At 37.5% G+C, this 20,076-nt stretch carries 18 protein-coding genes; 15 read left to right on the top strand and 3 right to left on the bottom strand.

Annotated elements, in window-relative coordinates:
- Positions 1–2 precede the first annotated feature (2 nt).
- The 6 genes from CHI06_RS09615 (at position 3) to CHI06_RS09595 (ending at position 5,028) form a co-directional block, all read left to right on the top strand.
- Entirely contained in the window at positions 3–941 is a 939-nt protein-coding gene (locus CHI06_RS09615) for a magnesium transporter CorA family protein (RefSeq protein WP_095248327.1), read from the top strand.
- Between the two features lie 129 nt (positions 942–1,070).
- On the top strand, positions 1,071–1,523 hold the full coding sequence (locus tag CHI06_RS09610) for a hypothetical protein (protein WP_095248326.1): 453 nt from the start codon (positions 1,071–1,073) through the stop codon (positions 1,521–1,523).
- 174 nt (positions 1,524–1,697) lie between these two features.
- Entirely contained in the window at positions 1,698–2,960 is a 1,263-nt protein-coding gene (locus CHI06_RS09605) for a S8 family peptidase (RefSeq protein WP_095248325.1), read from the top strand.
- A 150-nt stretch (positions 2,961–3,110) separates the two neighbouring features.
- Positions 3,111–4,331 (top strand): helix-turn-helix domain-containing protein, encoded by a 1,221-nt coding sequence (locus CHI06_RS09600; protein WP_095248324.1) that lies wholly within the window; start codon positions 3,111–3,113, stop codon positions 4,329–4,331.
- A gap of 12 nt (positions 4,332–4,343) precedes the next feature.
- Entirely contained in the window at positions 4,344–4,496 is a 153-nt protein-coding gene (locus tag CHI06_RS29695) for a hypothetical protein (protein WP_165979098.1), read from the top strand.
- 121 nt (positions 4,497–4,617) lie between these two features.
- Positions 4,618–5,028 carry a cytosolic protein gene (locus CHI06_RS09595; protein WP_095248323.1) on the top strand — a complete coding sequence of 137 codons (411 nt, stop codon included), beginning with the start codon at positions 4,618–4,620 and terminating at the stop codon, positions 5,026–5,028.
- Positions 5,029–5,075: 47 nt separating this feature from the next.
- Here the strand turns inward: CHI06_RS09595 and CHI06_RS09590 are convergent, their stop codons facing one another.
- The 3 genes from CHI06_RS09590 to CHI06_RS09580 form a co-directional block, all read right to left on the bottom strand.
- Positions 5,076–5,639, bottom strand: coding sequence for an FAD-dependent oxidoreductase (locus CHI06_RS09590; RefSeq protein ID WP_095248322.1), 564 nt, complete (start codon positions 5,637–5,639; stop codon positions 5,076–5,078).
- Between the two features lie 122 nt (positions 5,640–5,761).
- Entirely contained in the window at positions 5,762–6,964 is a 1,203-nt protein-coding gene (locus CHI06_RS09585; protein ID WP_095248321.1) for an MFS transporter, read from the bottom strand.
- A 14-nt stretch (positions 6,965–6,978) separates the two neighbouring features.
- Positions 6,979–7,392, bottom strand: a complete 414-nt coding sequence (locus CHI06_RS09580) for a MarR family winged helix-turn-helix transcriptional regulator (RefSeq protein WP_095248320.1) — start codon at positions 7,390–7,392, stop codon at positions 6,979–6,981.
- A 446-nt stretch (positions 7,393–7,838) separates the two neighbouring features.
- Here CHI06_RS09580 and CHI06_RS09575 point away from each other — a divergent pair, with 446 nt between their 5' ends.
- The 9 genes from CHI06_RS09575 to CHI06_RS09535 all read left to right on the top strand — a co-directional run bounded on the left by CHI06_RS09575 (position 7,839) and on the right by CHI06_RS09535 (position 20,073).
- Positions 7,839–10,289 carry an alpha-mannosidase gene (locus CHI06_RS09575; RefSeq protein ID WP_095248319.1) on the top strand — a complete coding sequence of 817 codons (2,451 nt, stop codon included), beginning with the start codon at positions 7,839–7,841 and terminating at the stop codon, positions 10,287–10,289.
- A complete protein-coding gene (gene xylB, locus CHI06_RS09570) occupies positions 10,286–11,818 on the top strand; it encodes a xylulokinase (protein WP_179292581.1) in 1,533 nt (510 codons plus the stop codon). The genes CHI06_RS09575 and xylB overlap by 4 nt, the downstream gene beginning before the upstream one ends.
- A gap of 22 nt (positions 11,819–11,840) precedes the next feature.
- A complete protein-coding gene (locus CHI06_RS09565) occupies positions 11,841–13,148 on the top strand; it encodes an amylo-alpha-1,6-glucosidase (RefSeq protein ID WP_095248317.1) in 1,308 nt (435 codons plus the stop codon).
- Between the two features lie 29 nt (positions 13,149–13,177).
- Positions 13,178–13,810, top strand: coding sequence for a YesL family protein (locus CHI06_RS09560; protein WP_179292580.1), 633 nt, complete (start codon positions 13,178–13,180; stop codon positions 13,808–13,810).
- A 427-nt stretch (positions 13,811–14,237) separates the two neighbouring features.
- Positions 14,238–15,263 (top strand): LacI family DNA-binding transcriptional regulator, encoded by a 1,026-nt coding sequence (locus CHI06_RS09555; protein ID WP_095248315.1) that lies wholly within the window; start codon positions 14,238–14,240, stop codon positions 15,261–15,263.
- An 86-nt stretch (positions 15,264–15,349) separates the two neighbouring features.
- Positions 15,350–16,234 (top strand): carbohydrate ABC transporter permease, encoded by an 885-nt coding sequence (locus tag CHI06_RS09550; protein WP_095248314.1) that lies wholly within the window; start codon positions 15,350–15,352, stop codon positions 16,232–16,234.
- Between the two features lie 59 nt (positions 16,235–16,293).
- Positions 16,294–17,187, top strand: coding sequence for a carbohydrate ABC transporter permease (locus tag CHI06_RS09545; RefSeq protein WP_095248313.1), 894 nt, complete (start codon positions 16,294–16,296; stop codon positions 17,185–17,187).
- A gap of 201 nt (positions 17,188–17,388) precedes the next feature.
- Positions 17,389–18,672 carry an ABC transporter substrate-binding protein gene (locus CHI06_RS09540; protein WP_095248312.1) on the top strand — a complete coding sequence of 428 codons (1,284 nt, stop codon included), beginning with the start codon at positions 17,389–17,391 and terminating at the stop codon, positions 18,670–18,672.
- A 144-nt stretch (positions 18,673–18,816) separates the two neighbouring features.
- The gene (locus CHI06_RS09535; RefSeq protein ID WP_095248311.1) at positions 18,817–20,073 is read left to right on the top strand and encodes an amidohydrolase family protein; all 1,257 of its coding nucleotides are present in this window, start codon (positions 18,817–18,819) and stop codon (positions 20,071–20,073) included.
- Positions 20,074–20,076: the final 3 nt, after the last annotated feature.

Genomic DNA, 20,076 nt, shown 5'->3' with positions numbered 1-20,076 from the left:
TTATGTTGGAGATTTATAAAAGCAGTGAAACAAAGGTACTTGAACAGGTTGAAAAAATATCAAAGGGCTGCTGGGTTAATATGTACGCCCCAACCGAGGAAGAAATTAATAGGGTTACCGCTGAGGCTAACATCTATGTTGACTTTATTAAAGACGCCCTTGATGACGAAGAACGTCCAAGAATCGAACGTGAAGATGGCCAGGTTTATATCATCGTGGATTATCCCTATATTACGCATGATGATGCTGGCTTTCCCATCTATGAGACCATCCCAATTGGAATTGTCTTAACGGAAGAGTGTATTATCACTGTATCCTTAAAGGATACTCCAATCTTAGAAGTTTTTAAGAATAATAAAATAAAAGAGTTTTATACCTTTAAAAAGAACCGATTTGCTCTGCAAATTCTGGCCATTATTACATCCTATTATTTGCGGTACTTGAAACAAATCAATAAAAGAACAAATGAGATTGAACGCGAACTACACCAATCGATGAAAAATAAAGAATTGTATGCGTTTCTTGCTTTAGAAAAGAGTCTTGTCTATTTCACAACTTCCCTAAAATCCAATAAAGTCGTTTTAGATAAAATTCTTCGTTTCAGTTATATAAAAATGTATGAGGAAGATAAGGATTTATTAGAAGATGTGATGATCGAAAAAATCCAGGCGATTGAGATGGCTGAGACGTACAGCTCGATTCTAAGTGGGATGATGGACGCATTTGCTTCAATTATTTCCAACAATGTGAATATTGTCATGAAATTTTTAACATCGTTTACAATAATTCTCTCGTTCCCAACAATCGTTTTCAGTTTTTATGGAATGAACGTAGATTTACCATTACAAAATAGTCCATATGCCTTTTGGATATCCATTACGGTTGCCTGTGTTTTATCAGCATTAACTGCATTAATTTTTTGGAAAAAGAAATATTTCTAATGTATAAAAAATCCGTCACTCATGAGCTGACGGATTTTTTATGCCCTTTTTTAAATAAATTGGACAGACATATAAGCAACTTTCTATTACTTCTATACAATATATCAAAAGTGTGAAAGGGGGATAATTATGGGAATTGTTTGTTTATGTGGCGTACGTGTTGGGCTTGATGGAGTTGCAGCAGTTCGTATGAACCAAGAAGTAACATTTACAGGTGAAACGGGTACTCGAAGCGGAACACTAACATACACTGCGGATGTATGTAACCTAGACCTAGCAACATCTTTTGTAACAATTACTTTTGATCAGACAAGTGATGAAACTCCAGACAGAAGTTTCACTGAAACCTCAACAAGCATTACTTCTGTTGTATGTAATCAAGAAGGTGTAAACTGTGAAATTACTGTAATGGGAACAATGATGGTTAATAATGTTACTCGAAACTTCGTTGCTGTGTTCCGTGATAACGCAATGGGTACGGACAATGTTCAAAGTTTTGTTATTACAGGATTCTTCAGTCAACAGGGGGCAGCACCGGTAGAAGGAGGTTCCATTGTGAACCAAGGCTGCCAGGAAGTATAAGTTTGTGATCAAAAAAAGGAAAGGCTCTGAAGTAAATATTCAGGGTCTTTTTTTGAGTTTTTAAAAAAATTTCCCAACTTTTCTAGGTAGATTCTCATATTTATATTCTGAATATTCTAAATATAATAATAGAACAGGTACAAGCCTGGAGTTGAAAAGTAGGGGAGAATATGGATGAAGAAGAGAAAAGTGGTAGGTGCGTCAGTACTTAGCTTTGTAATGGGGGTATCCATGTTTGCAACAGGTGCCTTCGGTCAGCAGCCAAACAGCCAGGAGGAGCCTCTTCGGGTTATTATTCAAGGTCCATCCGCTGATAAGGCACAGGCAAAGAAAACTGTAGGGGTTCGTTGGGATTTTGGGGCAGAGGGTTTTACAACTACGGTTAACAGCAAGCAATACCAGGCACTATTAAAAAATAAAAACTTAACGATTGAAAGAGTTGAGGAAGTCCAACTGGCACCGAATAAAGAGGCTGCCGCTAAACCAGGTGGTTCTACCAATTCTGGTCCAAGTGACCAAACACCATGGGGAATTCAAGCCATATATAACGATTCTGCTATTCAGTCAACTTCTGGAGGCGCTGGAATTAAGGTGGCAGTCCTTGATACGGGGGCTAATACAAGTCACGCAGATCTAACAAATAGAGTCGAACAATGTAAGGATTTTACACAGAACAAATCACCGCTTATTGAGGGCAGCTGTTCAGATGGAAATGGTCATGGTACGCATGTTGCAGGGACCGTACTTGCAGACGGCGGAACTGGCCAAGGGATATATGGAGTGGCACCAGAGGCTGATTTATGGGCATACAAAGTGTTAAATAATCGGGGATCTGGTTATTCAGATGATATAGCTTCTGCCATTCGTAAAGCGGCAGATGAGGCAACTAGGACCGGTTCAAAAGTAATTATCTCCATGTCATTAGGTTCTAGTGCAAAGGACACCTTGATTTCAAATGCTGTTGATTATGCCTACGGTAAAGGGGTATTAGTTATTGCAGCGGCTGGAAATGATGGTCCATCAAGCAATACCATTGGGTATCCAGGTGCTCTAGTCAACGCAGTAGCAGTAGCAGCATTGGAAGATGTTCAGCAAAACGGTACATATCGTGTAGCTGATTTCTCTTCTCGAGGCAATCCTGCTACAGATGGTGATTATGTCATTCAAGAACGTGATGTTGAAGTTTCTGCTCCTGGAAGGGCAATCGAGTCTACATGGCATGATGGTTCTTACAACACAATCAGCGGAACATCAATGGCTACGCCACATGTTTCAGGGTTAGCAGCCAAGATTTGGGCTGAAACTCCTTCGTTGTCACACACACAGCTTCGTAAAGAGCTCCAGGACAGAGCAAAACTATATGATATTAAAGGCGGTACAGGAGCAGCCACTGGCGATGATTATGCATCAGGCTTCGGATTCCCAAGAGTAAGGTAATAGGAAAAAACCATCTGTTTATTGCAAATAGATGGTTTTTTCTATACTATCTAACAATTTTTTAAATAGTCTGAACAAATAAGTGGATGAGGGGGCTTGATTGTTATAAAATGATAGGAAAAAGGAAGAGCTTCTAAAGGTGGTAATACTATGGAATTCGGACCATTAATTAAATTCTACAGGACTCAAAAAGGGATCACACAAAAAGAACTTGCTGCTGGAATTTGCTCTATCCCTCATTTAAGTAAGATCGAGAATAATTCAAAAGATGCTAATGGAGAGACTATTTCCTTACTGCTAGAAAGACTTGAAGTCAGTTTTGATGAAATGGAAGAAAAAGAGGAGTTAATATATAGCCTTCTAAAAGATTTTGGTGAGAAAATTAACTTTTATTTACGTGAGGATATAGAAATAATATTTAATAGGTTAAAAGAAATAGAGCATGTTATCCCATTTTCTGCTCATATGTATTCATATGAATTATATAAATATCGGTATCTATTATTCAAGGGATTACTATCAGAAGCAGACGCCCAACGGGATATTTTATACAAGCAAAAGAAAAATTTTTCCCAACATGAGATGTATTTATTTCGCTATTACAGTGCTGTATCCTTAATATTAAAGGGTCATCATAAAAAAGCTGATGAGATTTTTGATGAATTATTTGTGGAAACTAACAATGAAACAACCAATGGAGAACTCCTATACCACTGGGCTTTAGTAAAGAGTGCGCTTGATCAGTCAGGACATGCTATACACTTTGGAAGGTTAGCACTGCAAATCTTTATGAATCAGCATAATTTTTATCGGATTCTTCATACGCTAATGCTGCTTGGAATTAGCTATACTAATTCAAAGATTTATGAGGAAGCGCACGTTTGTTTCAACCATTTAATTCGTAATGCTGAATTGTTAAAGGAAGAAAGAATGCTTCCACAAATCTATCATAATATGGGATACTTGCAGGATAAAATGAACAATGTGAAAGAAGCATTAACCTATTACGAAAAAAGTTTATCTTTACAGCCAATGAAAAACCAAAACTATCTAGTAACTTTATACGGAATTGGTGAAATCAATTACAAATTATCAGACATGGAGAAAGCAAAGGAATATTTTCTTCAGGTTAAAGAACTTTCCAAAGAGACTGGCATAAAAAAACAAGGTCTTTTAGCTGATTTTTATTTAATTCATATGGATTCCCCTGAGAAGGCAATGAAATACTTAGAAGTAAAGGTAATCCCTTATCTAGAGGGATCAAAAGAACATAAAGAAGATATGATTCGATATTACAGGCTGCTTTCAGAGCACTATAATCAACAGGGAAAATATCTGGAAGCTGTAAATTATCTATCAAGAATTATTTGAGGAGGAAGAAAAATGAAAAAGGCGATTATATTATTATTCTCACTCTCATTACTTGTTCTTGCAACACCCGCAAATGATGGTAACAGTCAAAATATATCCATTGATGTGGCAAAGGTTGAAATAAACAAAGCGGCAGCTGACCCCATTTACCCACCAGTAGGATAATGATAAATTCTTCTCGACGGTCGTCTACTGTCGAGATTTTTTTATTTTCTTCTATATCGTAATTAAAACTAAAAATAAGGGGCAAAGTAGTTTATATGTGTTAAACAAGGAGGAAAAGAATATGAAATCATTTATTGTAGGTTTTCATCAAGAAGACAATGTGGATTCAATGCAGATTCAAAAACTAAGCCAGGAGGACTTTGAAAAAGCAACAGAAGGAGGTACAAGACACCTATTTGATTTAGATACGAATATTGGCTTTTTTGTCTTTTTCGACGCAGAAGATGCCGATGGTGATGTGTCATACATGATGCTTCAATATGAAGATCCAACAGGAGAGGATGGCAGTGAAGATCCAGTTGGCTGCTATTCCTTCCAATTGAAGGATTTTTATGAATTTACAGCCCTTTATCTAAATGATCTTGAATTTAATGAAGAGGTAAGTGAAGAGGAAGAAGACTATGGGCCAATACATCACCTAGCACATCTTTTATTCCATATTGTTGAAGAGGGAAAAGATCTAGAGGTATGAAACGATGACAAAACCCCCAAATAAATAAGGGGGTTTTGATTTTTACATTATGCCTTTAACACATCATGGTCGACATAACGCTCGCCATTCAATTCACTGATAACATTAATCGCAACCTTTGCGCCGTCACCAGCAGTAACAATGGTATGTACGCTCACACCAGCTACTGTACCAGCTGCCCAAATGCCATCGACATTTGTTTTACCATCTGCATCTACATCAAGGATAGTTTTTACTCTTGGCTCAGTACCAGGCTTGGTAGTTAAACCTGCTTTTTCAGCTAAGTCTACAAGGAAACCTGTAGCAACAATTACATGCTTTGCTTCATATTCACCGTTTTCAGTTTCCACCTTGATGCCTTCTCCAACTTTGCTAATATTAGTAACAGTAGCCTGGACGGTTTCCCCGCCAAATTTAGTTACCTGCTGCTTACCAATTTCTACGAGGTCAGGTCCAGAGATTTCCATCACGCCATAATGGTTTTCAACCCAAGCACGCTTTGTAACTGTCTTATCATTATCAAGCACCAATGTTTTTTTTCCTGCTTTAGCAGTTAATAACGCAGCGCTTGCACCTGCTGGTCCAGCACCAATCACAACAACATCTAACATGTAAAAACCTCCATTCGAATAATTAACATACAAAAAAAGTGTAACCTAATGTATTGGAAAAGTAAAAATCACTGCTCAGTGCGTAAAAAAGAACCATCAAAACAAACGATGGCTCTAGTCCATTATTGCTCTTTTACGTTTAAGTATTGCTGGCGTCTCATTTCTGGTTTTCGAACTTGCATGAAGTAGTAGAGAACGGCCCCAATAAGAATGTAGAAAGAACATAGGAAGTATAAGGAGCTAAAATCCATTTTTGCTGCAATTAATCCAACCAAGAATGAACCTAATGCAATCCCAATATCATAGATTGATAGGAATGTAGCTGTAGCTAAACCTCGTTTTCTAGGTGCAGCGTTTTGAATGGCAATCGTTTGGAAGGTTGGGAAAAGGGTACCCCATCCTAAACCAATCATTCCGGCTGAAACGAGGAACGTAATCGGTCCGCTGCTTTGACTTAAGACAAACATACCAATTGCAAACAAGACGATGGAAGGGAACACAATGACATTAGGGCCATATTGATCCAGCCATCTTCCAGTAAAAGGTCTAGACATTAATAAAATAATCGCATACACCACAAAGAATAGACTTGAGACTTCGGGAACATGTATTTCATTTGCATAGACAGATACGAAGGAAAGCAGGGCAGAATATACAATAGCTAAGAAGCTGCCTACGATGGCAATCGATACTGCAGAAGGTTCAAAAAAGCTTTTCAATGAGAAAGCCGGAACAATAACCTTTCGATTTGGTTCTTCAGTATTTGTTAATTTGACGGTAAGACCAGTGATTAGCGCTCCAATGGCAACAATGACAGTCAGGATAAACATTGTTTTAGATCCCCACTGTTGGATGGCTGTTAAACCTACAAACGGTCCTAAGACCATCGCCATGTTTGTTGACATTACAAAGTATCCCATCCCTTCCCCTCGTCGTGAGCTGGGGATAAGGTCTGCGACAATCGCACCTACTGCGGTAGTGGCCATTCCAAAGCCGACTCCGTGCAATAAACGAATGATAAGGAAGCCTGTTACTGTTTTTGGGAGAAAATATAAAAGCGAAGCAGCTGCGAAAATAATAAGAGCCGTTAATAACACTTTTCTATTACTGCCACGTTCAAGCCATTGGCCGGCTAGCGGTCTTGATATGATGGCCGAAAGCAAGAATACTGTTGTCATTAACCCTGCCTGTGATGCGTTGCTATCAAATTCCTGTAAGGCAAATATAGGCAAGGTTACGAGCAGGATATAAAAAGTTAAAAATAGAAAAAAGTTACTTAAGGAAATATTAATAAAATCCTTCGTCCATAATTTAGGTTTGTTCATTTTTTGCACTCCTTTTACAAAAGCTGTTTTAACCAAACGCTTTGTAATGTTAATAATTCTTGTTGAGAGGTTTCTGGAAGATTCTTTAATAATGACTGATTGCACTCCGTAACAGCATGTTCCCAGTTTGGAAATTCCTTTACTGCTTCATCCGTTAATTGGATAAACTTTTCACGTTTGTCCTTGCCAGGAATTTGTCTTACATACCCTTGTTTAACTAGACGTTGAATCGTCCGGGTCATAGGAGGTGCTTCAACAAATAAATACTCAGAGAGATCTTTTTGGGTTAGTGAGCCTTGTTTATGTAAAACAAAAAGGACAGACCACTGAGCACTATACAATCCAAAAGGTTTTAAAGCTTCATTTAGTTTATTGGTTAGTTGTCGGGAAAGTTGATGTAGAGTATGAAATAATGCGTGGGTGGTCAAATATGTTCACTCCAAAATTAGTATATTCATATTACTTACCTAAGTAACTAGTTTAATAATTACCTAGGTAACTATATCGTTTTTGTAAGGATATGTCAAGGAATGCTCCATATTGAGGCAGTTGGCGAGTAATCAGAAAAATCCCTTTTAGGACTTCTTAATCCATTGGACACGAAAATGCATACCAATTACAAGAAGTGTAATTGATATGTGATTTCCTTAATAGGAAGATATATCTTTTATCATAAACTTAGTTTACTTGATATACAAAGTTGAAGTAGAATGTTATAATGAGTCCAAAAAATAAAGTAAGTCTTTTTTTGTTTTCTTGTGAAGGCGGTTTCAAATTCATTCGCCAACAATCTTTTTTGTATTCGAAAAAAGAGGAGTTAACATTTGATTTTTACCATTGAGAAGATGGAATTTGGAATTGGAGGAAATCACTTATGAAAAACATGTTTATGATCGGAAATGCACATCTTGACCCCGTATGGCTTTGGCGCTGGCAGGAAGGTTTTCAAGAAGTGAAGGCGACATTTCGTTCTGCACTCGATCGTTTAACAGAATATGAGAATTTTATTTTTACATCAAGTTCTGCTGCATATTATGAATGGATTGAAAAAAACGATTCAACAATGTTTCAAGAAATTAAGCAAAGAATTCAAGAAGGCAGATGGATTATTTGTGGCGGCTGGTGGATTCAGCCGGATTGTAATATTCCAAGTGGGGAATCATTTGTCCGCCAAGGGCTAATCGGCCAGAACTATTTTAAAGAAAAGTTTGGGGTTACCGCGAATGTTGGCTACAATGTTGACAGCTTTGGTCATAATGGAATGCTGCCGCAAATTTTAAAGAAATCTGGAATGGATTCTTATGTATTTATGAGACCTGGTACAGAGGAAAAAGGGCTGCCTGGGCGGTTGTTTTTATGGGAATCCAAAGATGGTTCTCGGGTAAAAGCGTTTCGCATTCCCTTTGAATATTGCACCTTTGACCATCTAGAAAATCACATCATGCATTGTAAAAATGAACTTAAGCATTCATTCAATCATTTAATGTGCTTCTATGGTGTTGGAAATCATGGCGGCGGGCCGACAAAGGAAAATATCGAGATTATTGAAAAACTAAACCAATCGATGGAAGATACTAATCTTATGTTTAGTTCACCGAATGAATTTTTTGACCATGTAGAGAGTTTTAAGGATACTCTTCCGGTTGTCCATGACGATCTGCACCATCATGCGATTGGTTGTTATTCTGTTCATTCCGAAGTAAAAAAGCTAAATCGATATTCTGAAAATCTCACTTTAATGGCTGAGAAGTTTTCCTCGGTTGCCAACTGGACGACAGGTCAACCGTATCCAGAAGACATGAATCAGGCTTGGAAGGGAATCTTATTTAACCAGTTCCATGATATTTTAGCGGGGACAAGCATTTCAGAAGCATATGATGATGCTAGAGATTTATTTGGCGAGTCGATCAGTATTGCATCAAGAAATATGAATTACGCCCTCCAAACGTTAAGTTGGAATATTGATATAGAAGAAGAAAAAGACATGAAGCCAATGGTCATCTTTAATCCTCATTCATGGCCGATAAAGGTAAATGTTGAAATTGAGTATGGGCTTTTTGTGAATTATTTATTGCCAGAAGAATTCATTATTGAAGATGTTCATGGAAATGAAGTGCCTTACCAAATCATTGATTCAGTCGCGAAAGTACCGAATCGAAAAAGAGTTGCTTTTTTGGCTGAGCTGCCACCATTAGGATATAGCACGTATAAACTTCGTGCAGTTAAGCCGACAAAAGAGTTTGAATCTGTAATAGTAACCGATCACGAAATGGAAAACGACCGCTTCAAGCTTGTAATTGATAAAGAAACTGGTGGAATCAGCAGTTTATTCGACAAAGAGAAGGAAATCGAAGTGTTCAAAAGTGATGCAGCTATCCCTTATGTCATGAATGATTCTTCCGATTCATGGGGACATGGGAAACTTCGCTTTGATGAAATCGCCGGAGTCTTCAAGCCAATCCGGATTAAAAAGCTGGAAGAAGGTCCGGTAAAAGGGGTTATTCGGGTCACGTCTAAGTTTCAATCATCCACTATTGTCCAGGACTTTATCATGTACAAACAGTTAAATAAGATTGAAGTGAAAGTGAAAGTAAATTGGCAAGAAAGTTACCAAACGTTAAAACTCAAGTTTCCAGTAAGCTTTAATCAACGCCATGCAACTTCTGAGATTCCATTTGGGCATGCTTCGCGCGAGGCAAACGGAGATGAAAAGCCAATGCAAAATTGGATTGATGTAACAGGCACGATTAGCAAACAAAGGAAAGATATATATGGTTTAAGTCTTCTTAATGACGGCAAATATGGTGTCGATGTAAGTGGAAATAGTATCAATTTAACGGTTCTAAGAAGCCCAATTTATGCCCATCATGCTCCATTCGTACCAGATCCGGACGAGGATTATCCGATTATTGATCAAGGGATTCAAACTTTTACCTATCAATTGCTGCCACATGAAAATAGCTGGCAAGAAGCCGAAACGGTTAAGCATGCATTAGAACTGAATCAAAAGCCGCAGCTCATTGTGGAAACCTATCATAAAGGTTCTTTAGCTCAAGAAGAATCATTTATTGAGATTGACCAGCCGAATATTATTCTTTCTGCTTTAAAAAAGGCTGAAAATCATGATGATTTGATTATTCGTCTTTATGAAGCCCATAACCAAGAAACGGTTGTGAACGTGGATTTGAAGAATTGGGGCAGGAAGATCGAACTGCAATTTGGGCCATCTGAAATTAAAACGTTATCCATCCCGAAAAATCCCGAGGAGCCAATCAAGGAAACGAACTTAATCGAAGATCTTGAGAAATCCTTGGTGACTGTGTGAAGAACTTCTTAGGAATTGACTTAGGGACATCGTCGATCAAATTGGTTGTTGTCAATCAGTTGGGAGAGATTTTAGTTAGTAAAACTAAGTCTTATCAAGTTTACATGCCTCGGGAAGGGTGGATTGAACAAAAACCTGATGAATGGCTGGCCGCAATGCGTGAAGCGTTATTTTATTTAAAAAAGAAAAAAACTGGTAATTTCAAAGATTTAAAAGCGATCTCCGTTACCGGGCAAATGCATGGAATTGTTCCTGTAGATAAAAATGGGACCGCCCTTCATCCGGCAATCATTTGGTCTGACCGGAGAAACGAAGCGGAGTTAGCTGCAATGCAGTCTGTCCTAACAAATGAGGAATGGGTTGCGATTACTGGGAATCGGTCGAATATAAGCTTTACGCTGGGGAAAATTATTTGGTTTAAGAAACACTTTCCTGAGCTTTATGAAAAAACCGATAAGTTTTTACTGCCAAAGGACTTTATCCGCATGCAGCTGACCGGTACGTTCGAAACAGATTATTCCGATGCATCAGCAACACTGCTCATGGATTTACAATTGTTAAAATGGAGTAAAAAAATTACGGAGCTATTTCAGATTGATGAGTCAAAGTTACCTGACATCAAGCACTCCACCGATTTGATTGGCTCAATTTCTAAAAATGCAGCAGAAGAGTTTCACCTCAAGGAAGGGACCCCAGTGATTTGCGGGTGTGGAGATGCTCAGGCTCAAGCCTTAGGGAATGGAGTCATCAGTTCAAAAAATTGGTTATGTACCATTGGGACAAGCGGGCAATTGTTTATGAGCTCTGATAAATTAGCGATTGAAAAGAGTGGAACACTTCATACATTTGCCCATGCTGCGCCAGGTAAGTTTGTATTAATGGGTGCCACATTGTCTGCAGGAATGTCGTTTAAATGGTTAGTAGAATCAATATTTATCAACAAGCTGGAAATTAAGGAATTGCTTGATTTAGCTTCTACAGCGAGACCAGGAGCCAAACAATTACTATTCATGCCTTATCTATTTGGGGAACGGTCACCATATATGGATGAAAAAGCAAAAGGGACATTTATCGGTTTTACCCATGAGCATACAATGGCAGAAATGGCACGAGCAGTGGTGGAAGGTGTTCTTTTTTCCTTATACCAATCGTATAAAATCGTTGAACAAACATCTGGAAAAAAATGTGAGTACCTATATGTTACAGGAGGCGCAGCGCAGCATGAATTATGGCCTAAGGCTGCGGCTAACATTTTTAATGTTCCAGTTGTTCGAAACAGAAGCCGTGGTGGTGGTGCTTTCGGTGCAGCAATGTTAGCAGCAGTAGGGAGCGGCGATTTTAGCAGCCTAGAGGAGGTTTCCGAACGCTGGGGTCTAGAGCAGTATGAACAAGTTTATCAACCAGACTTAACCTTGCATCGACAGTATCAAAAACTTTTTCAAATTTTTGCAAATTCCTATGATTCTTTAAAAGAGGTATTTCACGGTTTACATGAGTGTGGCGGTGAAGGAACTGAAACATGTAACTAAAATCCAGTTGGGAGAGACTGATATGGTAGAAAATATAGTAGAATTAGGCAGAGAAAAAGCTGAAAAAATATTACTGAAAAATGGTGGAGAGCTTGGACTGCTCGGCTCAAGTACCGCCTATCAACAGGTTTGGGCAAGGGATAGTATGATTTGTGGACTAGGCCTTCTTGTATGTCAGGATGATATGGGCCCAAACATTCATCGCAGTTCATTGGAAACCTTGGGACGATTTCAAAGTGAACTAGGAAAAATCCCCCATAATGTTGGTTTTCCAAATGTAGCTGATCCTGCGTTAATCGCCCATGGCGGGAAGCTCGATGACGAGAGTGTGAAAGGACAAGCTGTTGAGGATTCGATTCATGCAGGCTGTGTGGATGGTAACCTTTGGTATATTATTGGCCATTACTCATACTATATGGAAACGAATGACAAGGAATTTTTACAAAAATGGTGGGGGAATTTAGAAAAAGCATTGCTTTGGTTACGCTACCAAGATTCAAATGAGTGTGGCTTACTAGAAGTCCACGAAGCGATGGACTGGGCGGATTTATTTGCAAACCGATACAATGTTCTTTTCGATAATGTTTTATATGCTGCAGCATGGAAGTGTATGGGCCATATGGCAGGTGCATTAAACCTTCCTTCCCATTATTATTATGGAAATGCAAAAGATGTTAAAAAGAAGATTAATATTCTATTGTGGATTACGCCAGAAAATCAGGAAAAAATGGACTGGGTTAAAAAAGAGCGAAAAGAATGGATTTATCCCATTAAGCGGGTGGAAACTGAACTGGTAGAAAGACCTTTTTATCTGCCATATATGGGATTTCGTGATTATGCAGACCGATTTGATACGCTTGGAAATTTATTAGCAATCGTTTTTGGGATTGCGGATGAAGAAAAAGCAAATAAAATCCTCGATTATATTCAGGGGTGTGGGATCAATGAACCGTTTCCTGTACAAGCCCTATATCCTCCTATTCGCGAAGGAGAAAAGGATTGGCGCGATTATTATCGAGTTCGCAATCTTAATTTGCCGCATCATTATCATAATGGCGGATCATGGCCGTTTATTGGCGGTTTCTATGTGGCAGCACTTATTCAAGCCAAAAGGTTTGATGAGGCAGAGTATCAATTAGGGAAACTGGCAAGTATGAATAAAACTGGTAAGAAAGCAGAATGGGAATTTAACGAATGGTTTCATGGTCAATCAGGGCGTCCGATGGGATTTGCAGGACAATCGTGGTCAGCCGCGATGTATTTGTTTGCGGAGAATGCAGTGAAAAACAAAAAGGTAAATATTTTTAACCATGAGGATGAATGGAAGTAATTTCGGTTTAACGGTAAAGGATGAGTCGAATGAATACCAATGGTGTATATGGTCTTATTAATCGAATCACCACCCTAATTATGCAGTTTGCTTATCTCCAATTGTTATGGATTGCTTTCACGATAATGGGACTTGGAGTATTGGGGATATTCCCAGCAACAGCTGCGATGTTTTCAGTTGTTCGTAAATGGATTATGGGAGAAGATGATTTGCCTGTTTTTGCAACGTTTTGGAAAACTTATAAAACGGAATTTGTGAAAGTAAATGGCCTTGGTCTCATTTTAGTTGCGACAGGTTGGTTATTGTATGTTGATTACCACTTTATTACCTTTGGTGATTCGCTTGGAAGCTCTATTTTTAAAATAATAACATTATTAATTACTTATTTCTTTATCACGACATGTATTTATTTTTTCCCTATCTATGTCCACTATCACTATCGTTTTTTTGAATATATTAAATATAGCTTTTTATATAGTCTTGCTTCACCACTAAAATCAGCGGGAATATTTATTATTTCTTATGCCATCTATTTTATATTAATGAAAGTACCTGCGCTGTTCCTATTTTTTAGCGGCAGTATCGTTAGTTATATTTGGATGTGGTATGTATACCGGACGATCGCTAGTATGCAGAAGATGGATCAGAATCCTGGTAAATAGCTATAGTCAAAAATTGGTCGCATCTATTTTAATAGAAAGTCGAATAATTTGTTTGACAAAGTATAGATAGGCATATAGAATTTAAATATACAAATAATTCTTATACTGAAATGGGAACGTTCCCGAATTTCTCAGTAGGATACAAGTTGTGTCCTACTGAGTTACCATAATAACGATATCATGTGGTTGTGAAAAAATTTTTTCTGGTAATTGTAAACGGTTACTATTACTTGTGTAGTAGTAAATCTACTCTTTCATTTTGTATTTGCTTCCAAAAATAAGGATTGATCGAGAATTATACTACTAGGATTGAGATACGTGGTTGATCCATTTTAGTAATTATGGAATGAATCGGTTTCATCTATTTTGGGAACGTTCCTATTTATGAAAAAAGGAAAATATTAAACTAAAGGAGAGGAGGGCAATAATGAATCCTACAATCAAAGATGTGGCTAAACTTGCCAATACATCAAAAAGCACTGTCTCTCGTTATTTGAATGGTTCACCAGTAAAAAAGGAAACAGAAGAGGCGTTAAAAAAGGCGATAAAGGAATTGAACTATCACCGTAATGAAAATGCTAGGAGATTAGTTAGAAGTAAAACACAAACCATTGGTATTGTGGTTGACAGTATTACGAACATTTTTTATCCATCCATATTCAGAGGAATTGAAGAGGTAGCGAAGGAAAAAGGTTTTAATTGTGTGTTCTACAGTATGACCTCAAATAAATATAAGGAGTCATATTTTCAAAATTTATTTTTTGAAGGACATGTTGATGGAATCATTATGATTAGCTTCAGTAAAAGAGACAAACAAGAATTAGTTGAAATAGCAGAAGCTGGTTTCCCAGCTGTCGTTTTTGGAGATTCCGCTGGTATCCCGAATATCATTTCAGTAGATGTTGATAATTATTACGGTATTGCTGAACTTGTTCGCTACCTTCATCGTATTGGGCACGAAAAAATCGCCTATATATCAGGGCCAGAGGATGCTGCGGCAACTAAATGCCGCTTAGCAGGTTATCTTGAAACAATCGGACAACTAGGATTAAAGGTCAATCCAAGCTGGATTGTTACTACTGACTGGTCGAATGAGGGTGGTTATCATGCAATGAATCAGTTACTTGCTGACGGAGATTTCACTGCGGTTGTTGCTTCCAATGATGAAACAGCAATTGGGGCATTAAGAGCGTTTCAAGAGCGAGGATATCATGTTCCAACTAATTTTTCAATAACGGGTTTTGACGACATCACTTTGGCGAGCTGGGTCTATCCATCATTAACGACGGTAAAACAGCCATTTATGCAAATGGGCATGAAAGCAGCGACGGAATTATTTCGGCGGATGGAACATGGAGAGGAGTATCCTTCAGAACGTCATCTTTTGAAACCAGAACTGATTATTCGTGATTCATGCAGAAAGATTTCCGAACCCATTGCCACTTTAAAATAATTCATGCTGATGAGATTGAAAAACTAGATTGATAGGTTCGTAAATAAGGACATGGTGGACAAAAAAGTTTAAAAGGCTGTGAAAATATGAGAGGTTCTTCTATTAATAAATCAAAATTTGGATTCTATTTTGTGCTTCCATACTTCATTACATTTATTATTTTTGGTTTGGTACCCATTCTCTTCTCTCTTTATTTAAGCTTTACGAAGTGGGATGGTTTCTCAGACCCGGTGTTTGTAGGTTTGGATAATTATACAAGATTACTCCAAGATACATTCTTTTTTAAGGCAATCGGAAACACATTAATCATCTGGATTTTATCAATTGTTCCGCAATTGATCCTTGCTTTGGCGTTAGCCATGATCCTGAACGAAAAATTTGTTAAAGGAAAGCATTTCTTTCGCGCTGTGTTCTATTTCCCCAATATCGTAACACCTGTCACACTAGGGGTTTTGTTCAGTTTAATGTTTGATTGGCAAACAGGAAGTGTTAATAAATTTTTGATGGGGATTGGGCTTATTGATGACCCAGTAAACTGGTTTAATAGCCCTTGGCTTTCAAGGTTTATTGTTGCAGGAGTGATTATGTGGCAATACTTTGGATTCAATATGCTAGTATTTATCGCTGGTCTTCAATCGATTCAAGAAGAATTGTATGAAGCTGCTAGAGTAGATGGAGCATCAAAATGGGATATTGCGACAAAAATAACATTGCCTTTATTAAGACCGGTACTATTATTTACGTTTATTACATCCGTTATCGGTGGTCTTCAATTGTTTGATGCGCCGTTGATGCTCGGTAATGGTCCGGATAACTCGACACTGACGATGGTGATGTACTTATTCCAAACCGCTTTCCAGCGCTTTGATTATAGTTATGGAGCAGCGATTGCATATGCAATCTTTGTCATCATCTTGTTCTTCTCATTAATTACAATGAAGTTTTCAAAAATGAACAAAGTTGAACAGTAAAAAATCTTTTTACTTTAGAAAAGTAGGAGACTTTCAGCTTGGAATGAAAGGGGATCCTTATGAAAGCTAATAATAGTGTTGTAGAAAAAAGTATTTCCTTTAATAAAAGGAAAACAAAAAAAGAGTTTAAGGCAAAAATATTCTTAGGTAAATTTGCAGTATACTTCTTGCTGATTGCAGTTGCTTTCACCTGTTTACTGCCTTTTTACAGTATGATGGTCACTTCATCTCACGCAAATTCCGATATTGCAAGGAAGCTGCTGCTCGTTCCTGGCGGTGAGTTTATCGAGAACTATAAACGCTTAATTGATACCGTGCCAATTTGGAGAGGTTTTGCAAATACCGTGTTTATTACGGTTACTTCAACTGTATTAAGTCTATATTTCTCGGCATTAGCAGGTTATGGGTTTTCAAAATATAACTTCAAATATAAAAATATTCTTTTCCTTGCTGTGTTAGGGACGATGATGATTCCAGGTCAGTTAGGTATTATTGGATTTTTCAAGTTGATGGATAGCTTCCAAATGTTAAACACATACTGGCCGCTCATTCTTCCATCCATTTCGAATGCATTTGGTATCTTCTTTATGAAGCAAATGTGTGATTCTAGTATCCCAACAGAAATTCTAGAATCAGGAAGAATCGATGGCTGCGGTGAGTTAAAAATTTTCCATCGTTTAGTATTGCCATTGCTAATGCCATCGCTCGCAACATTGGGGATCTTTTCGTTTATTGGAAAGTGGAATGACTTCTTAACACCAATGATTGTTCTGTTCGATAATGAATTGCAGCCACTGCCGGTCATGATTGCAATGGTAAAATCACAGTTCTCAACAGACTTTGGAGCCATGTATGTGGGAATTGTTATATCAGTTATTCCAATTTTAATCTTCTTCTCAATTGTTTCTAAGAAAATTATCAGCGGAGTTACAGCAGGAGCATTAAAAGGATAATCCTTCTCAAACTTAATGGGGGTGATGTGGAAAATAAATAAAAAAAACTTCAGTGAAAGGATGATAACATCAATCACTGAAGAATACAGAACTTATCAAACTCGATTAAGTGTGAAAGAATTGACGGTCTTAGGCACTAAAAGAGAACGATAAGAAAAACAATAGACGTTAATTATACCAAAAAAGGGGCTGTACATCTATATGAAAAAGTGGCTTTCAATCCTATTAGCTTCTGTTCTTGTTCTAGCATTATTTGCAGGATGTTCCAACAGTGAAAATACAAATGCTTCTGATGATAAAAAAGGTGATAGCAATAAAGTCGAAGGTAAATTAACGATCTGGACATTCTTTGGGCAAGTTGAAGATATGGCCAAAGAATTTGAGAAAAAATATCCAGATGCAGAAGTTGAAGTGAAAATCTTCCCTGGCGATCAATATCAAACAAAGCTACTGAATGTGCTTCAGTCAGGAAAAGGTGTACCCGATATTTTTGACTTAGAAAAAGCCTATATTGACAAGTTTATTAATTCTAAGTATGCAGCGAACCTAACGGATATGGGTGCTGAAGATCTTGTTAAGGATTACGTTCCATATGTACAAGCATTAGGAAGAGATAGTAAGGGTGATGTACGAGCGATTTCTGACCATTCTTCACCGGGGGGATTCTGGTATATCAAAGAAAATGCTAAAAAATATTTAGGAACTGACAACCCAGATGAAATCAGTGTCATGGTAGATTCATGGGACAAAATTATTGAGTTAGGTAAGAAAGTGAATAAAGACAGCAATGGACAAGTTCATTTAATTTCTCATTATGGTGATGTTTACAACGTTGAAGGCAATTACGCCAAGCCTTGGGTGAAGGATGGAAAATTAACGATCGATGATAGCTGGAAAGAGAATTATGAAATTCAAAAAGAAATCTTTAATAATGACGTTGATGCAAAGCTTGAATTCTTCTCAGCAGGCTGGGGAAATGCCATCAATGATGGAAGTGTTGTATTAAATGCAATGCCAGCATGGGCAGGTTTCATGGTTGATAACAAAAACGATGCAGCAAAAGATAAATTCGGTGTAGCGAAAACTCCAAAAGGTTTCTACATGGGTGGAACATACCGTTCTATCTATGAAAAGTCAGAAAATAAAGAGTTGGCTTATAAGTTTATTGAATTCATTGCAGGTGAAGAATGGCAGCAGCACAACCTAGAAGCAACAGGAAACATGCCAGGATTATTAACTGTTTATGAAAAGAACTTAGAAACATTCAAAACTCCGATGTTTGGTGAGCAAAATATTTTAAAGCCATATTACGAAATGGTGAAGGAAATTCCTGGAACTAAATCAGACAAGTATGGTGAAGAAGTGTTAAGTAAGTGGAGAAAAGTAGCAGGACAGGGAATCAAAGATAATGCTGATATTGATGAAGTGATTAAAAACTTCAAAAAAGAAGTACAGAACTCTTTCCCTGAACTTAAGGTTGATTAATTAGTAATTAGTAAGAATTAAGGATGGCTTAAAAATGAAAGGGAAGCCCTCCCGCTCAAAATCGTGGATTTAAAACCGACTCTGAGTGGGAAGAAAGGGGTGAATTTTTTAAGTCATCCTTTCATCTTTGAGAGGAGCAGTACAATGAGTAGTATCCATGAAGAAATTAACAAAATTCGCATTATCGATGGCCATGAACACATTGATCCTGTGGAAATTCGAAAAAAAAATAAAGTGGATTTTTTTGGTCTTCTTCATTATTTAGAGTCAGACTTAATAACGGCTGGAATGAAACGCGGGATCTTAAGCAAGAATTCACCATTAAGTGATGAAGAGAAAGCCGAGCAATTTTTAAACTTTTATCAAAAAACAAAAAATACAACTTATGCACGTTCTTTAAATACAGCTGTACAGGACTTGTATGGAATGGAAGAATGGTCTGTTAATAGTATCTTAGCCTTAAATGAAAAGGTAATAGCAGCTTCAAATGATGATCAATGGTATCCGAAAGTGTTAAAGGAAAAGTCGGGAATTGATTTGGCTATTACACTAGCTTATACGACGAAGGTTGATTTTTCTCTTTTTCGTCCAGTTATGTTTTTAGATTACGCTTATAAATTGAGAACAATTAAGGATATACAGGTAATTGAAAGACACTCAGGAGTGAATGTTTATACATTCCAGGATTATCTTTATGCTGTAGACGCCTTATTAAATAAATTTGTCTCTGAAGGGATGGTTGCGACTAAGCTCGGACATGCCTACTGGAGAACGCTTAAATCGTCGAAACCAACATTTTATGAAGCGGAAAAATGTTTTAATCGCTTACTTTCTTCGTTTTTAGACGAGCCAATGTCGCAACAGGAAGCGATTGTTTTACAAGATTACTTGATTCATCATATTATCCAAGGATCAATAAAAAATGATTTACCGATTCAGATTCATACAGGACATCATGAAACCAGTGTTTCAGGGAATGGCAATATTATTACAAACTCAAAGGTTTCTGATTTAATTCCGCTATTACTTGCTTATCCTGATGCAAAATTTGTTTTGTTACATTGCGGTATTCCATACCACCAAGAATATTTGAACATTGTGAAAAACTATCCGAATGTATATGCAGATTTTACATGGGTGTATATCCTTTCGCCTACAATTGCGAAACAAATATTGCACCAAATGATTGAAATGGTTCCTCAAACAAAGATTTTTGGTTTTGGAGGAGATTACAATTTTATTGAAGGAACCTATGCTCATCAGAAGCTTGCCCGTAAGATTGTAGGAGACGTTTTAGTCGAAAAAGTACAAGACCATATGTTAACGGAAAGTGAAGCGGTTGAGTTTGCACAGCGAATTTTTAGAGACAACCTGATTGAATTTTACAAATTAAAGGTGTGATTT

This window comes from Bacillus sp. 7884-1, assembly GCF_002272245.1.
Taxonomy (GTDB): Bacteria; Bacillota; Bacilli; order Bacillales; family Cytobacillaceae; genus Neobacillus.
This window is presented reverse-complemented; position numbering and strand designations above follow the sequence as displayed.

Bases quoted from the DNA above. Each gene is read 5' to 3' on its own strand.
- CHI06_RS09555 (WP_095248315.1), top strand. From the start codon at position 14,238: ATGAATCCTACAATCAAAGATGTGGCTAAACTTGCCAATACATCAAAA.
- CHI06_RS09600 (WP_095248324.1), top strand. From the start codon at position 3,111: ATGGAATTCGGACCATTAATTAAATTCTACAGGACTCAAAAAGGGATC.
- CHI06_RS09540 (WP_095248312.1), top strand. From the start codon at position 17,389: ATGAAAAAGTGGCTTTCAATCCTATTAGCTTCTGTTCTTGTTCTAGCA.
- CHI06_RS09545 (WP_095248313.1), top strand. From the start codon at position 16,294: ATGAAAGCTAATAATAGTGTTGTAGAAAAAAGTATTTCCTTTAATAAA.
- CHI06_RS09550 (WP_095248314.1), top strand. From the start codon at position 15,350: ATGAGAGGTTCTTCTATTAATAAATCAAAATTTGGATTCTATTTTGTG.
- CHI06_RS09575 (WP_095248319.1), top strand. From the start codon at position 7,839: ATGAAAAACATGTTTATGATCGGAAATGCACATCTTGACCCCGTATGG.
- CHI06_RS09605 (WP_095248325.1), top strand. From the start codon at position 1,698: ATGAAGAAGAGAAAAGTGGTAGGTGCGTCAGTACTTAGCTTTGTAATG.
- CHI06_RS09565 (WP_095248317.1), top strand. From the start codon at position 11,841: ATGGTAGAAAATATAGTAGAATTAGGCAGAGAAAAAGCTGAAAAAATA.
- CHI06_RS09535 (WP_095248311.1), top strand. From the start codon at position 18,817: ATGAGTAGTATCCATGAAGAAATTAACAAAATTCGCATTATCGATGGC.
- CHI06_RS09615 (WP_095248327.1), top strand. From the start codon at position 3: ATGTTGGAGATTTATAAAAGCAGTGAAACAAAGGTACTTGAACAGGTT.
- CHI06_RS29695 (WP_165979098.1), top strand. From the start codon at position 4,344: ATGAAAAAGGCGATTATATTATTATTCTCACTCTCATTACTTGTTCTT.
- CHI06_RS09585 (WP_095248321.1), bottom strand. From the start codon at position 6,964: ATGAACAAACCTAAATTATGGACGAAGGATTTTATTAATATTTCCTTA.
- CHI06_RS09590 (WP_095248322.1), bottom strand. From the start codon at position 5,639: ATGTTAGATGTTGTTGTGATTGGTGCTGGACCAGCAGGTGCAAGCGCT.
- CHI06_RS09610 (WP_095248326.1), top strand. From the start codon at position 1,071: ATGGGAATTGTTTGTTTATGTGGCGTACGTGTTGGGCTTGATGGAGTT.
- CHI06_RS09560 (WP_179292580.1), top strand. From the start codon at position 13,178: ATGAATACCAATGGTGTATATGGTCTTATTAATCGAATCACCACCCTA.
- CHI06_RS09595 (WP_095248323.1), top strand. From the start codon at position 4,618: ATGAAATCATTTATTGTAGGTTTTCATCAAGAAGACAATGTGGATTCA.